The organism is Lentimonas sp. CC4 (assembly GCF_902728235.1).
Lineage (GTDB): Bacteria > Verrucomicrobiota > Verrucomicrobiia > Opitutales > Coraliomargaritaceae > Lentimonas.
On record NZ_CACVBO010000001.1, the window covers coordinates 2,588,478 to 2,602,744 of the forward strand.

Consider the following 14,267-nt stretch of genomic DNA (forward strand, 5'->3'; position numbering starts at 1 on the left):
GCTAAGGCGGAAGGGGATCAACTTATATAATGGTTGGCACAAACATTGCCATATTCCGCGCCTGATTTTGGTGCGCCGATCCCAATTCGTGCGGCACTCAGACAGATTAATCTTAAAGCTATCTTGAGGTGAGTCTTTCATCTGCGTCTATTGTTTCTTGGATGTAAGTGATCAGGCTTTCGGTGGCTTTACGAATTTCAAAATGTGTTTTAAATAGTTTCTCTGCTGCATTCGCCATCGTGTCCTTTTCTGCTGGGGAGAGCGAACACCATTTTTCTATCAGCATGGAAGTGCCGTCGAGGTCATCATTCTCTACGAGGCCTGCCTGATGTTGTTCAATCTCATTATAAATATTCACCTTATTTGAGATCAGAGTGGGCGTGCCAACGGCGAGCGCTTCGGCCACCACGATCCCGAAGTTTTCTTGATGAGAGGGTAGAATCAGTGCTTCCGCACATGCCAGTAAACGCCATTTCTGCGCGCCTTCGACTGAGCCGATCCAGTGAATGTTTGCTTGCGGGAAATTGCTTTTCAACCGTTGTGCGTAGTCTGGTTGTTGTTCAGGGCCGGCGATTAATAGATCTGGAATGTCTTTGAGCTTAATGTCCATTGAGGCATAGGCTTCGATCAACAGGTCGAGGCCTTTCTTCTCTTGGATTCGTCCTAAAAAGAGGAAGTAGGGCGTTGGGTGGGGGGATGATTCCGTCAAGGCATCGATGCTCTCTTGCGATGCATTCGTCCCGTAGCCAATTACTTTTTCATTTACCGAATAGGGAGAGAAGCAGCGCTGGGCACGGTTGCATTCCTCTGCGCAGGTAAACAGCACCGCCTTGGCATGATGAAGGATGGGGTGCTCTCCCCAGTTCCAGTATAAGCGTTTTTTGAGTTTCTTGAGAGGGTAGGTCTCGTTGAACCAGGGGTCTAGCATTCCGTGCGGATAAATGAAATATGGGATGCTATGGCGTCGGCAGGCCTTTGATGTGGCTAAGCCATGATACTGCCAGTTGCCGTGTATGATGACTGCGTCGTATTGATCTACATAGGTATCGAGCCAATCTTTGAGGGCGGAGGAGTAGCTATAATTCCCCAGTTTTCCAGGGCCTAATGCGTGGATACGCCACGGAAACTGTTCGATTTCATCATGAATCGCCTCAGGTGTATCTAGGCATGCTATTTCGACTTCGACTCCGAGCTCACTCATAATTCGAGAGGCCTGCTTGAGCCCTTCGATTGGGCCGCCAGAATGTGCCTGGACGGTATGTATGACGCGGAGGAGTTTCATGCTAGAGGTGCTTCTTTGAGTAATTGCTTGTAGAGTGTGATGTAAGCTTTGGCTGATGCTTGATTCGTAAACGCGGCTGCGAATTCTTTTATCGCTTGCTGTTGTTTTTCCTTGTCGCTGTCGGAGAGTTCTAGCTGATGTTTGCATGCGTTCGAGAGAGCCGCAGTGTATCCATGCTTCAACGGGTCTACTTTGATCGCGAGCTTAGTCAATGCATTGAGTGAGCGCATGGGTTCGATATCGAGTGTAACGACCGGGCACCCGCATGCTTGTGCTTCCAGTATCGGCCAGCCGAATCCTTCCATAAATGAAGGGAATAGAAGCATCTCCGCGTGCTTGTATAGGTCACGTAATTCATCATCGCTGATGCCGCTCAAGTAATGGATATGGTTTTGTATTTCCCAGCATTCTGATATCTTTAAAGTGTCTTCGGGGAACCTCGGGCCAACGATGATTAGGTGTAATGAAACGTTCTGCTTATGCAGCGCCGCGAATATTTCGAGGGCAGCAGTTCGGTTCTTATACCATTTCTCTCCGCCAATGTGCATTAGGTATCGTATGCCTGGTGGCAGTTGTGGGAGTTGCAGGCAAGCCCTTGGATTCCTCGGGCGATTTGCTTCCAGTATAAAGCTGTCGTCTAGCGAATTTGGAATGTAGTGTCCCCATTTTTTGTCGGTTCCGATTAAGCGCGATACGTCTGTTCGCGTCGCTTCCGAAACGCTGGCGATCATCCTACTTTTCCTTAATCCCTTAAGGATCATCGCTTGTTGCTGTTTGCCTGTCCACTTTGGACAGTTTTGCGGAATTTCACCGAGTGCACTACGAATTGCGAGTAGGTCATGGCAGGTGACCAGGTGCGGTGTCGCCTTTAAAACTTTTGTGTAAATCGCATTCGAATGATCGCAGATATGAACGATCGAATTTTTAGGTAATGTCCGGATTTTTCTTTTAAGTAGAATTGGACAGAGCAGATACTTATCGATATAGCCTAACCATTTTCCGAATCCAGATGGCTGTGCGCCTAGTTTTCCAAATATAACGGGTGGCAGGAAAATCTCCACAGACACTTTTTCTGCCCGTAAGCCCTGCATTAATTGCTGAGTGAATCGGCGCATGCTGAACTGCTTGTCTGGCGCGTAGTTCGACAAGAGCAATACGTGTGTAATCGTATTTTTGGTGTCAACTTCCATGTGAATTTGCGGTTGCAGCTTTCTGAGTCGTGCTTGTTGACGAACCGTCATCCGTATTGATCGTAATAATCTCACGTGGACGCATACAGGCGATCGTTAACCCGATGCCTATAACGGTGAACCCATTAATTGTGGATTGGCCAAATTGGCCGATTAATAAGTTGTAGGCAGTTGCCGATAGGAAAATGAGCCCCATGCCGTTTCCTTTTCGAAAGGCGGTGAAAGCGATATGTCCTAGTGCAACTGTTAGCCAGACTCGCCATGCGATATACATGGTGCCTAGGAGCAGGCCTCCTTCCGCAGTGATGCGTAGCCATTCTTGTTCCCCGAGTTTGAATCCTCGACTTCCGGTGAGTAGCTTAACGCCGACTTGTGTCCCCGCGCCAATGCCTTCTCCTAGGAACGGCATTTCCTCATCTCTAATAAAAGGGCTGCTAAACTCCTCCATGGTTCGTCCTATAATTGACCCCGTGACTCCACCGTATTGTTCTGCTGTGGATTGATCCCATCTCTTTAAGAAGGCATCTTTTGATTCGTCGAAGACAGAAAATTGACCAGCGATCAATAGAGCGACGCAAGCAGCCAAGCAAATGCGTAGATAGCGCAGGATTGCACCTTTCTGGAAGATCGATGTGAGCATGCCTGTCAATAGTGTGAGCGTGACTGCGAGCATCAAGGAGCGACTGATCGAGACTGGTATCGCTAGGATGAGTGCGATCGATCCTGCTCCCAATAGTAATTTCCCATATCGCTTATGCTGTGTAATGCCAGAAATGAGAAAGGCTGCGGTGAACGTGTAGAACCAAACGATTCCTACAATGAAACTGAAAGTTCCGGGGGGGCGGAAACGGCCCAACGCGCCTGAGAATCCACCACCTTCAAGCCCTCCTGGTGCGCGATTAATCCAGGTAGTTTGGGGTGAATAAAACTGCAGGACGATCAGCGCGGTCATCGCGACACTGCCCCAGATCCAGTAGCGGCCGATTGTAATGACATCAGATCGGAAGAAGACCTTTCCTAGGATGAACGCGAAGGGTATGTGGAAGAAATTTGCTCTGAACCCGAACCCCAAGACGATGAGGTTACCATGTCCGGTTAGTAGGGAAGAGAGTATCCATACAAACATTAAGGCGAAGCCACTGATGACATATTTATTAGAAGGGAAGCGCTTTGTCGAAAGGGCGATTAGGTAGGCCACTAGCACGATTGGATCACGCGCGAGTAGCAGCACGTCAGACAGGCCTGGGAGAAACCACTTCCGCAGGGCCCCCTCGAAGATCAGCATGAGGATATATAAATAGCCCAAATACCGCAGCTGTTTGGTCTGACGGTCAAGTGGTGCGTATTTCTGTTTTTGGCTCATGTAGGGTTACAAGTTACTTGCCTGTGAGGGATTTGATCCAACCATCGGCGATCATGGGTAGCCTTGCTTGAGGTGTGCGCTTTGATGGTTGCTTGAATAAATTGGTGAGCGTCTCGTGCGTATCGAAAAAACTGAATAGCCCTTCGCTAGGGCACGCTGCCTCCTTGAATTGTTTGGATACGGGGTCGGTAATCGTGCAGATGACGGGCAGTCCATGCTCGTGCATGGCAACGGCAGCACCACTCTTATCGGCTAAGTGGATATGGGCGGAGCTAATGCCGATGTCCGCGGCCTGCATCCATTGTGAGAGGGTTTCTTCGCTTTGCGCCCCGAGACATTGGCACTGCCACCCATGATTGTCGGCGTAGGCATTGATCGTATCCCAATGCTGTAACCCTGATCGAAGGCTACCGATTTGGATTAATTTAAGCACTGTTGCGCTCGCGGTTGCCATCTCGTTGAGTCGAGTAAGCGTTTCGTTCACATTCCAATCATGTCGCTGGCTAAAAGGGAAGAGGACGATGCGTTCGTTTTCGGCCCGGGTAAAATCGGCAGCCGTCGGAGCGTGCGCAATGGCGATGTTGCCAAAAATGGGAAGTCGCTCTGCTTTGTATCCGTGACGCTCTAGGATATATTGATAGAGTCGGTTACTAGTATGTAGGCTGTCGGGTGACCATTTACTAAGTGCGTGCAGTATCAGCCATTGCTGGATACGGCCCATGATCTTGTGCTTGAAGGGGATCGACGGTTGCTCGCCGACCCACAGTTCATGGAACATGATCTCCAGTTTTCGATCCGTTCGGAGTGCTTGAATGATGGGGGTTAAGTGATGGATGAAGCCCTTCGGGTGGAATGCAAAACAGACGAACTGCAGGCTGATCCATTGTGGATCCCAGCGCGCGATGGCTTCGGCGATTGCCTCAGAGTGGGCACCTGTGAGTGCGTTCTGAAAGCGAACGATTTCAATGCCATCCTCGATGCGAGCGGGCGCGGTCTCGTGATCGTTGATCGAAATAAGCTGGCATTTGTGGCCGTCAGCGGACAACTGCGTAGCGAGGCGACGTGTGTAGTCGCCAACACCATCCCTTCCGGGATTTAGGGATCCGCAGATAAAGCTGATTTTCATAGTTTCAGTATGTCTTTAGCCGCGTGGACGAGGCCGTCTTTGTAGAGCTCCCAACTCATGGTGGCTGCTCGTTGTAGGGCGGCTTCTTTCATCTGCTGCAGATGATCTCGGTCTTCATGCAGTCGTGTTAGTTTTTCTGAAATGGCTGCTGCGTCGCGTATGGGCACAATATAACCTTCTCGTCCGTCTTCGATAATGTCTGGTGCGCAGGTATGGTTCGTTGAAATAATTGGTATGCCTTGGGATAGGGCTTCAGTAATAACAAGTCCGAAACCTTCGAAGAGTGAGGGGAAGACTAACACGTCGTGCTCGCGCATCGTGTTGAGTATCTCGGAGTGCGGGAGGCTGTCGATCCAGTGAAACTTTTTTAGAGCCGCATCTAGAGGCGCACACTCGCTGACACGTTTGCCTATCAGAGTCAGCTCGACTGCGCTGCCGAGTGCTTCGACTGCGTCTAGCAGGTAGGCCACACCTTTGCGCTGACTGAGTCCGCCGACGTAGAGCACTCTGAGTGGTTTCGATGCATCACTCTTCGGTGAGACGTCCTTTCTCGGAGGGGGGCACCCATAGGGGATGATGTAGGGTGTGGGTAGATCGAACGGTGCTTCCTTCAGTGTCTCTGCGGTGAAGCGGCTCGCGACGATGATTTGCTCGCAAAGTTTGAGTTCTTCATCCTTACGCTCCAGCTTCGACTCGCTATCAATGAGCGCAGGCATGGTGCTCGCCCAGTCAGGTAAACGCAGCGCTTCTTCAGATTGTATCAGGCGGGCGGCTCGCCAGTAGCCGATGGGGAGGTCGTAGATGCGCGGTATCCCGCAGTTGCGGGCTGCGATGAAACTTGCGAGTGCACCGTCTTCGTAGGCATAGATTGCTGCGGGCTTCTTGGCTTGCTGCTCCAGCGATTTAGCGACGTGTTGATCGAGGTCGTGATATATACTATCCACGCAAAAGGCACCGGTTTCATGCTTACGCAAATTGGGGAGCCAGTCTTTTTTCTGCAAAATGAGCCGAGTCAACTCGCGCGCAGGGCGCGTTTTGAGATAGGCCTGTGGGATTTCGCAGCGTCGTTGTGCGTAGAGTCGCTTTGATAGTGGGTTTCCACTGTCGTTGCCTATGGCGATACATGTGTGAAACGTATCCAATAAGTCATTACGCTGAAAAGCTTCAGCGGCTGCACGCGAGAATGTGTTACCGGTGGGATGTGCGATGGCGATACGCCCCGATGTCTTATGTGTCGTCATCCTTGTTTGGGTGCTTGCTCGCCGAAGGTATGGAGGATTTGTTTGAGCTTACGCGCCTTCCAGTAGCGGGGGATGAATCTCTTTGGATCAGTGATGACGCGCAGTAACCAGCCGATATAGATACGGTCTGCCCACGCGGGGATATTTGCCTGCTTCCCTGTCAAAAACGCGATGGCGGCTCCGATGCAGATGATCGTGGGTGTGTAGTCGAGGCGATCTCGCAGCCAATGGCCGAGCACTTCCTGTTTGCCGCCTGCGATGGTAAGGATGACGTAGTCGGGGCGTTGCTCGCGGATGGTATCGAGTAGCGCCTGATCCTCGATGGGAAACTCAGTGTAGTGGGGGGCGAGATAGCACTGCTGATTCTCGAGCTGTATGTTTTGCGTCGCTAGATACTGTTGAGTGGCATCGCTGTGGGATTGATCCGGCATGACCCATAGCTGGCGTGGGTTGCCTTTGAAGCGAGGCGCAGCAATAAGTGATTGGATGAATTTCAGGCCAGAGTGGCGTTGCAGCGATTCCCCGCAGCGCTTTTTCCAGAGTAGGGCGAGGTAGCCGCTGTCGATTAAGTTGATGTCGGCCGCTTGCAGGGCTTGGTCGTAATACGGGTTCTTGCCCAGTTCGGCGAGACCAGGGCCGGAGGGCGCGAGGAATAGGCCGCCGTCATTATGTGCAATCTCCAACGCAGCTTCGAGATTGTCATTGTAGAAGCGGATGCCTAAAATCTGAACGGTTTTGAGTGCAGTCTCCATTTGGGTAGTAACGGGACGTTGCCTTAATTAGATTCGGGTGCGAGTAGTATATCGTCGGCACTGACTGCTACGGTGATCTCGTTACCGAGGAATTCGAGCAAGACTTGGATTCGATTCTGAGCGGGGAGCTGTGCGAGCACTGTGCCGTTTAGCCCTTTCAGGCTGCCTGAGATGAACTCGATCGCGGCGCCGGGTTCGATACTAAGGTCGGGCGCCTCAATGATGCCTTCGGGTAAGCTATCGCGAAGGTTAATGACGATGTGCTCTGGCACTGCTCGACGGTTGCCTTGGCCGATGATGCTGGTGACGCCTTGTGTGTGGATGATGCGGCGGTAGTTGTTGCGATAGGAAAACTTCGCGAAGATGTAGCCCGGGAACATCGCTTCCGTGAAGCGCTTTTTGCCCGTGCGTGTTTTCTTGATCTGGCTAACTCGAGGGCAGAATACTTCAACGGATTCGATTTTGGATAGAATTGCAGCTGCGATATGTTCACGCTTGGTTTGAGTGCGTAGGCAAAACCATTCGAGTGGTTCGGTTGTAGATGAGTTATCCGGCTGAGACGTCATAGTAAAAAGAGTGTAATTAAGTTAGTCTTCGGATGTGTTCTTACAATGGTAAATATTCTGGAGATGAAGTGTGACTCATTCTTCTTTTTGTTTACAATACAAAGCTAAGTCTTTCTTCTACGCGTGTTGAATAACACATTGATACGCTGATGATTGGAAATCGCACACAAGGCCTTCGCATATTGAGTCACGCATTTGTTGTGCTCTATACGCTGGTTTTGTTTGGCTTGATGCTTTTCGTCGGAGCGGATGTGATGGAGCGCATTGATTTGAATCAGATCAATGCGCTACTTTACTTCTTAGGCGTGTTTTTGGCCGGGCTCGTCTCGTTTCGTAGCAATCATGATGGCATGCCTAAAAGCGATCTCACCTCATTTCGGTGGGTGCATGCGGTTCGCTATACAAATTATCAGACACTCGTGCTGGCGTTGGTGCTGTTTGCTATTATTTTCAGCACTAAAGATCGTGCGATCAGCCGTCTGTTTGTCGGTTCTTTCCTTCTGACTTTCTGGCTGACTGTGACTCCGCTGAATCGTTATGTTCCTGATTGGATGGCACGGTTGTTTTTTCGTGGCGACCATTCGGTGCGCACGGTATTTTTGGGCAGTGAGAAATCGGCTCGTAGGCTAGAGGGCTGGGCCGCGCGGCAGCCGTTCTTCGGTGTGGAGATTATCGGATTGATCACCTACGAACTTGTAGAGAAGAGTCAGCTGAAAATGCCAATTATCGGCGATTTTATGGAGCTCGCGGAGTTGATTGAACAGCATAAGATCGATCAAGTGGTGCTGCTTGAGACGCGAAATTCAGATTGGTGGGTTGATTCTGTGGTCGAGGTTTGCGGTAAGGCGGGTTGCCGTATTTTGATTTTCAACCCTTGGGAGGAATATTTTGAGCAAGAGCTGATCCCTGTAAATCAAGGCGGACATACCTTCTTCTCGCTGCAGCAGGAACCGCTAGAGAATCCGATTAACCGCGCAATTAAGAGGACGCTCGATATTTGTATCTCACTGCCTGTGGTGCTCTTTGTGCTCCCTTGGATGTGCTTGTATGCTAAAATTATGATTCGGCGGGAATCTCCGGGGCCAATGTTTTTTAAGCAAGAGCGATCAGGGCAACGCGGCCGCTTGTTTAATATCTATAAGTTTCGATCAATGCATCATTCCGACCCGTCTCGTGAGGGGGAGCAGGCGAAGGCGGAGGATGATCGCGTGTTTAAATTCGGTCAGTTCATGCGCCGCACCAGTATCGATGAGTTCCCTCAGTTTATTAATGTGCTGCGAGGCCAGATGAGTGTCGTGGGGCCACGCCCGCATTTGATCCAGCATGACAGCCAGTTTAGTGAACAGGTGAATATTTACCGCACACGGCATTTCGTGAAGCCTGGGATTACGGGCCTAGCTCAGTGCAAGGGCTTTCGTGGTGAAGTGACTGAATTGACGCTCATCGAGGAACGCGTGCGATACGATTTAGAGTATATTCGCAGTTGGTCGTTTTGGCTCGATGTCTGGATCTTGGTGAAGACCGCGCTGCAGGTGATTTTTCCGCCGAAGTCGGCGTATTGATTTAACCTAAATTCGGCAGTAGGCTTCGGTTCAGTTTTAGAAACCACGAATGCACACGAATTTACACGACGTAGCTCAGTCGTGCCGCAGACCTACGTCGTGGTTCAACTCATTTTTTTAGGTTTAAGCGAGGTTCTAGGATTAGCGCCCACGCCCGCCGCCGCCGCCACCGCCACCAGGGCCGCCACGACCGCCACCGTCACGTCCACCGCGATCCCATGACTTCGCGTTTTCCAGTTCTGCACGCTCTTCAGTGCTCAGGTCACTGTCATCTAAGTAGGTGGTGAAGGCGTCTGGATCATCGTTTTTCCAATTCGCGGCGACTTGTTGCATCATTCTGCTACGCATGTTGTCGCTGGTGATTGATTCTGCCCAGCTCATTGCTGTGGAGGGGTCTTCTTGTGCGGCTCTCATTGTGTAGGTCGCCACGGCGCGATCGAGCTCGGGTGACGCAGGCAGGGAGTTGAGCCACTCAGAAGAGGCAGTTAGGTCGTATCGTGTCCATTCACGGGTGATTTGAGAGCTGGCTTGGGCATAGGCCGGGTCGTCGGTGGCTAGAGTGCCGAGCCATGCTGCCGCTGCTGCGGGATCGTTTTCGGCCCATTCTTCGACGAGAGTGGTCTTCATTCGAGTGGTCGCTTCGCTACCGAGGGAGTCGACGTAGTCTGCGGCACTGGCAGGGTCGAATCGTGCCCATTCGTTAACGAGTTCGCGCTGCAGGTTGTCTTTGGCCGAGCCATCGGGCATCAGTGCGATCGTCGCTTGCGCGTCGGCGACGCCACCGGCACGGATTTGTGTCTCGATCACTTCGCTCAATAGCCGGTTTTTCAGACGCGAATCCGCTGTGGTGTCTTCGCTCAGTGCATTCGCATAGTCGAAGGCGCCTTTGGGGTTGGTCTCAGCAAAGCCGCGCATGATGGCTTGCATCTGTGAATCGCGCAGATTGGCAGGCACGTCCGCGAGCTCTGTATTTGCCCAAGCCAGTGCGGCCATTGGCTCGTTGCTAGCCCAGACTTCAAGGATGTCGTTACGCGCACGCTCGGCGTCGCGCAGTGAGGATAGGCCGTTGACCATGTCGAGCGCTGACAGTGGGTCGGTCGCGGCAAGTTGCTTGAGCAGATCGTTGATCGTGTTGGAGCGGCCTGGGTCTGACATCGGCAAGGCAAGCGCGGCATTGAGCAGGTCGCGGGTCATTGCGGCGCTCGTATCTTGCAGCTGCTCTAGCGCTACTAGGGCGTCATCACCTTCGCTGGTGGTGAAGGTTCTCGGCTCTGTTTGAGCGGCGGTGACCTTTGCTTTTAATTGAGCGGAACCCAGTGATTTCACTGCACTCTGCTCGGTGTTGGCGCTGCTCGACGAGAGTGAGCGACCGATAAAAAAGGAGAGTGCGATACTGGCGCACCAGACTCCGCAATAGAGTAAGAATGACGAGCGTTTCATGGTAATGAGATCAATGATGATTGGGGTGGCGGAGAGCCGGACTCAATGGGATCGATTCATTACGGACAAAGTTTCAGCACTGTGCGATTTTTTTTTATCTAGCGAACCCACACTAGATCACCTTCGTGAACCGCATTGAATAACTCGATGACTTCGGCATTGAGCATTTCAACGCACCCGCCGCTAAAGGGCTCGCCGATTCGATCCTCGTGGTTGGTGCCGTGAATGTAGACATAGCGGTCGTAGCTATCGCAGCCCTGACCACTATTTTTACCTGTTTCGAGGCCGCGTAGGCGAATGATTCGGGTGGTGATCAGGTTACGCGCCTGCTCCTCCTCTGAGTATTCCGAGGATTTCTGACCGGTTGGCACGCGTCCTTTAAACACCATGCCGAGCGGCGCACCGTCGCCTATCTTATCGGCCAACGCGTGGAGGCCGAGCGGCGTGCCGTAGGAATCCGCGAGGCAGGAGGGTGGATTCTTCGATGTGGAAATCGAGAAAACACGCTGGATTACACCATCGGAAATGAGTGCAAGTTCCTGTCTTTCAATCGAAACGATTATCTGGCGATGTGTCGGCGTGATTGACAAGGCCTCACAGCTTTGTTTTACACGCCCGCTTTCCTTTATAAAATCAAATGGCATACAAAGTAGGCATCCTCGGAGCGACCGGCGCAGTCGGTCAAGAAATCATTCGTCTTCTCCACGAGCGTGAGTTCCCAATTTCGGAACTTCACTTGCTCGCATCTGCACGTTCTGCAGGGAAGACTCAGTCCTATGGTGACAAGACCTGGACGATCGAGGAAGCGACTCCTGAGAGTTTCGACGGCCTTGATATCGCGATCTTTAGCGCGGGCGGTGATCAAACCCTTAAATTTGCAGACGAAGCGGTGAAGCGCGGCTGCATCGTTGTGGATAACAGCTCGGCCTTTCGCCAAGACCCGAATGTGCCGCTCGTCATCCCAGAAATTAACCCAGACGCGGTGGATAACCACAAGGGCATCCTTGCGAATCCGAACTGCTCGACTGCGATTTCCCTCATGGGACTGTATCCGCTGCATAAGGCATTCGGCCTGAAGTCGTTCATCGCATCCACTTACCAAGCCGTTTCCGGCAGTGGTGCGGGTGGACTCATCGAGCTCGATCAACAAGCGCGCGCATGGGCGAAGGGCGAGGAGCTCGTCAAGAATGTGTATCCACACCAGATCGCATTCAATCTACTGCCGCATGTGGACGCTTTCCTCGAAGATGGCTACACCAAGGAAGAGATGAAGATGCTCAATGAGGGCAAAAAGATTCTCGGTCTCGACAATCTACGTGTCACTTGCACCTGTGTGCGCGTGCCGGTCTTCCGTGCGCACTCGATCTCGATCAGCGCTGAATTTGAAAAGCCAGTGAGCGTCGAAGCCGCGAAGGCTGCGATTGAAGCCTTTGAAGGTTCCGAGCTCGTCGATAATTCTGAGAAACTGGAATACCCGATGCCAATCGATTACTCCGAGGTGGTGCCTTGTGGCGTCGGCCGTATCCGTAAGGACAATGTGTTCGAAAACGGACTCGCACTCTGGGTGACCGGTGATCAGCTCTGGAAGGGCGCTGCGCTCAACGCGATTCAAATCGCTGAGTTGTTGCATCAAAAGGGCAAGATCGGCTAGAGCGCGCGTCGCGAACTTTTTTAATCAACGGGTGAATCGGATCGGTTCACCCGTTTTTTTTTGTGCCTGTTTGGTTGTCTCCACTGTGCACATCCTGATTTTTGAGAGGTGTGAGCGTGATACTGGCATTGCTGCGCCATCTCCGGACTTCGGCGAGCTCAGTCGTGCCGCAGACCTACGTCACAGAGAACACGGATGGCTTCTGGTTGGAGATTCACCGCGCCTTCTTTGATCTGTGACAATCGGTGCGATCTGTGGTCAAACCTTCACTTCTTTTGGATATCGATGAGATGTGGCACGGCTTTAGCCGTTGTCCACAATCGGCTGGTTGGACTTTGTTTTTGCTCTTACGCTTTGAGACATAAAGAAACCTGCAATGAGCCAAATCGTGATCACAAGCACAGTTGAGCCAATAATTACTGTTTCATTACTTAAGACATCCTCGCTGACTTTGAGTATTCCGAGCAAAAGATTCACTCCCAGATTTATTATAGCAAAGACGCATATGTAAATCAGAGGACTAGCGAAGATACCAGTTAGGATAGATCCAACCCAACCATAATTGCTTCTTTTCATGAAAACTACGGTAGCAATCGCTGTGATTAAAAAAGGGATATTATTCATTCTTAAATTTGTCCAACGTGAGTCTGTGTTAAAATTCAAAACGAGTTCGGGTATATTCGTTCGAACTCACTTACCTGTGATTTTATGTTTTATCAGGTTATAAGGCTTTCTGAAGCTTAATATTGAGGCGATATGGAAGTTGTCATCACATTGGCGCCTATTTGATCAAAAAAGACCTCCCTACATGGCCTCTAGGAGCGTTTTGACGCCCAACAACTTGATTACTCGCTTAATGTTGTAACAGGTGCACAGCAGTGACCACTCGCCTCGACAAGTGGGACAAAAGGGTCAGTGGGACAAAAGAGTGGGACAAAAGGGTCAGTCCAATTTTTCATGTTTTTGTAGTAATATCCATTCTTTTGAGGGATCCTGCTTTCGGCGGCGACTGACTAAACTCTGGACATAAGAGGGAGCACCCATGTGCAAATTTTCGGCAATCCAACGATAGGGAGCCAGATGCACTTCCCTTAAATATCGAGCGAGGTCGACTTTCCATCCTTGCCCCTTTCGTCCAGACAAAAGATCCTCCGCTTCGTAGTTAATCGTATCGAGTCCCTCGCACAGCGTTCGTTCCCAACGTGGCTCGCGCATTTCCGAAGCCTCCGCTTCCACGACTCTTTGTATCTGCTCGTCCTTGAGGTCATCCAGGATCGCTCGCTTGAAATCCTTCGTGCCTTTCACCCAACCTCGCGACATCTTTTCAAAGCCCATCTGCTTCTGATCGCCTTCGCTCTGTGAAAGCCAGTCTAAATACTCTCGATATTTTTTGCGACCGGCACGACTGTCTACCAGTCCGCCCGCAAACTCTAAAGCAACCTCAGGCGATTCGAAAGCGGATCGCCGACTGGGATACCATAGCTGGGCAAAACTACTGTTTTTATATTGCTCCAACTCCGCCGCTTCAACCAATCCAGCACGCACAGGATTCAAATGTATGTAGTGGCAGACAGCACCCAAGGCATCTCCATCGAGTAAGATAGCTTTATACCGCCCCTGAAACACATGGCCGTTGGCGTGATGAAAGCGATTGAAACGATTCGCAAAAGTAGATTGCAGCCAACGCATCCCCTCTACCAGATTTGGTTCAGGAGTCTCGATGCATAGGTGGTAGTGATTACTCATTAGGCACCAAGCATACAGACGCCAACCCATTGCAATGCACACCTCGTCCAAGCATTTCAGGAAGCTTTTTCGGGCACCAGCACTCTCGAATATCCATGAGCGATAGTTACCACGATTAATCACATGGTAACGCGCTCCTGCATATTCGATCCGAGTCTTACGCGCCATAATGACCAAGATGCAGTCCAGTCATAGCAGAGGCCATCTAAAAAAAACATGGAAAATTGGACTGACCCTTTTTGTTGCGCCATGTGTTCGAAAACGGACTCGCGCTTTGGGTGACCGGCGATCAGCTCTGGAAGGGCGCCGCGCTCAATGCGATTCAAATCGCTGAGTTGTTGCATCAAA

The 14,267-nt window shown here is 51.2% G+C and carries 14 protein-coding genes; 3 read left to right on the plus strand and 11 right to left on the minus strand.

Annotation, left to right across the window (positions count from 1 at the left end; all coding sequences use genetic code 11):
* Nucleotides 1-118 precede the first annotated feature (118 nt).
* From GZZ87_RS11100 to GZZ87_RS11130, 7 genes are read right to left on the minus strand one after another with little or no spacing between them, the layout of a single operon-like run.
* On the minus strand, nucleotides 119-1,282 hold the full coding sequence (locus GZZ87_RS11100; RefSeq protein WP_162026795.1) for a glycosyltransferase: 1,164 nt from the start codon (nucleotides 1,280-1,282) through the stop codon (nucleotides 119-121).
* Complete coding sequence (locus GZZ87_RS11105) at nucleotides 1,279-2,472, minus strand: glycosyltransferase family 1 protein (RefSeq protein WP_162026796.1); 1,194 nt, start codon at nucleotides 2,470-2,472, stop codon at nucleotides 1,279-1,281. The genes GZZ87_RS11100 and GZZ87_RS11105 overlap by 4 nt, the downstream gene beginning before the upstream one ends.
* Nucleotides 2,462-3,835 carry a hypothetical protein gene (locus GZZ87_RS11110; protein ID WP_162026797.1) on the minus strand — a complete coding sequence of 458 codons (1,374 nt, stop codon included), beginning with the start codon at nucleotides 3,833-3,835 and terminating at the stop codon, nucleotides 2,462-2,464. The genes GZZ87_RS11105 and GZZ87_RS11110 overlap by 11 nt, the downstream gene beginning before the upstream one ends.
* A 13-nt stretch (nucleotides 3,836-3,848) precedes the next feature.
* A complete protein-coding gene (locus GZZ87_RS11115; RefSeq protein ID WP_162026798.1) occupies nucleotides 3,849-4,961 on the minus strand; it encodes a glycosyltransferase family 4 protein in 1,113 nt (370 codons plus the stop codon).
* Nucleotides 4,958-6,202, minus strand: coding sequence for a glycosyltransferase family 4 protein (locus tag GZZ87_RS11120; RefSeq protein ID WP_162026799.1), 1,245 nt, complete (start codon nucleotides 6,200-6,202; stop codon nucleotides 4,958-4,960). Before GZZ87_RS11120 ends, GZZ87_RS11115 begins: the two co-directional genes overlap by 4 nt.
* Nucleotides 6,199-6,954 carry a WecB/TagA/CpsF family glycosyltransferase gene (locus GZZ87_RS11125; RefSeq protein ID WP_162026800.1) on the minus strand — a complete coding sequence of 252 codons (756 nt, stop codon included), beginning with the start codon at nucleotides 6,952-6,954 and terminating at the stop codon, nucleotides 6,199-6,201. The genes GZZ87_RS11120 and GZZ87_RS11125 overlap by 4 nt, the downstream gene beginning before the upstream one ends.
* Nucleotides 6,955-6,977: 23 nt before the next feature.
* Nucleotides 6,978-7,520 (minus strand): transcription termination/antitermination NusG family protein, encoded by a 543-nt coding sequence (locus GZZ87_RS11130; RefSeq protein WP_162026801.1) that lies wholly within the window; start codon nucleotides 7,518-7,520, stop codon nucleotides 6,978-6,980.
* Between the two features lie 149 nt (nucleotides 7,521-7,669).
* On the opposite strand from GZZ87_RS11130, the gene GZZ87_RS11135 reads away from it, so the two are divergent.
* Nucleotides 7,670-9,082 (plus strand): exopolysaccharide biosynthesis polyprenyl glycosylphosphotransferase, encoded by a 1,413-nt coding sequence (locus GZZ87_RS11135; protein ID WP_162051089.1) that lies wholly within the window; start codon nucleotides 7,670-7,672, stop codon nucleotides 9,080-9,082.
* A 141-nt stretch (nucleotides 9,083-9,223) separates the two neighbouring features.
* On the opposite strand, the gene GZZ87_RS11140 is transcribed toward GZZ87_RS11135, so the two are convergent.
* Nucleotides 9,224-10,522 (minus strand): hypothetical protein, encoded by a 1,299-nt coding sequence (locus GZZ87_RS11140; protein WP_162026803.1) that lies wholly within the window; start codon nucleotides 10,520-10,522, stop codon nucleotides 9,224-9,226.
* Between the two features lie 98 nt (nucleotides 10,523-10,620).
* Nucleotides 10,621-11,112 (minus strand): L,D-transpeptidase, encoded by a 492-nt coding sequence (locus GZZ87_RS11145; protein WP_244654001.1) that lies wholly within the window; start codon nucleotides 11,110-11,112, stop codon nucleotides 10,621-10,623.
* Nucleotides 11,113-11,159: 47 nt separating this feature from the next.
* On the opposite strand from GZZ87_RS11145, the gene GZZ87_RS11150 reads away from it, so the two are divergent.
* Together GZZ87_RS11150 and GZZ87_RS19905 are read left to right on the plus strand one after the other, a co-directional pair.
* Nucleotides 11,160-12,173, plus strand: a complete 1,014-nt coding sequence (locus GZZ87_RS11150; protein ID WP_162026805.1) for an aspartate-semialdehyde dehydrogenase — start codon at nucleotides 11,160-11,162, stop codon at nucleotides 12,171-12,173.
* Between the two features lie 110 nt (nucleotides 12,174-12,283).
* Nucleotides 12,284-12,412, plus strand: a complete 129-nt coding sequence (locus tag GZZ87_RS19905) for a hypothetical protein (protein WP_280516048.1) — start codon at nucleotides 12,284-12,286, stop codon at nucleotides 12,410-12,412.
* Between the two features lie 64 nt (nucleotides 12,413-12,476).
* Here GZZ87_RS19905 and GZZ87_RS11155 read toward each other — a convergent pair whose 3' ends face one another.
* Nucleotides 12,477-12,797, minus strand: coding sequence for a hypothetical protein (locus tag GZZ87_RS11155; RefSeq protein WP_162028338.1), 321 nt, complete (start codon nucleotides 12,795-12,797; stop codon nucleotides 12,477-12,479).
* Nucleotides 12,798-13,115: 318 nt separating this feature from the next.
* On the minus strand, nucleotides 13,116-14,087 hold the full coding sequence (locus tag GZZ87_RS11160) for a transposase (RefSeq protein WP_162071448.1): 972 nt from the start codon (nucleotides 14,085-14,087) through the stop codon (nucleotides 13,116-13,118).
* Nucleotides 14,088-14,267: the final 180 nt, after the last annotated feature.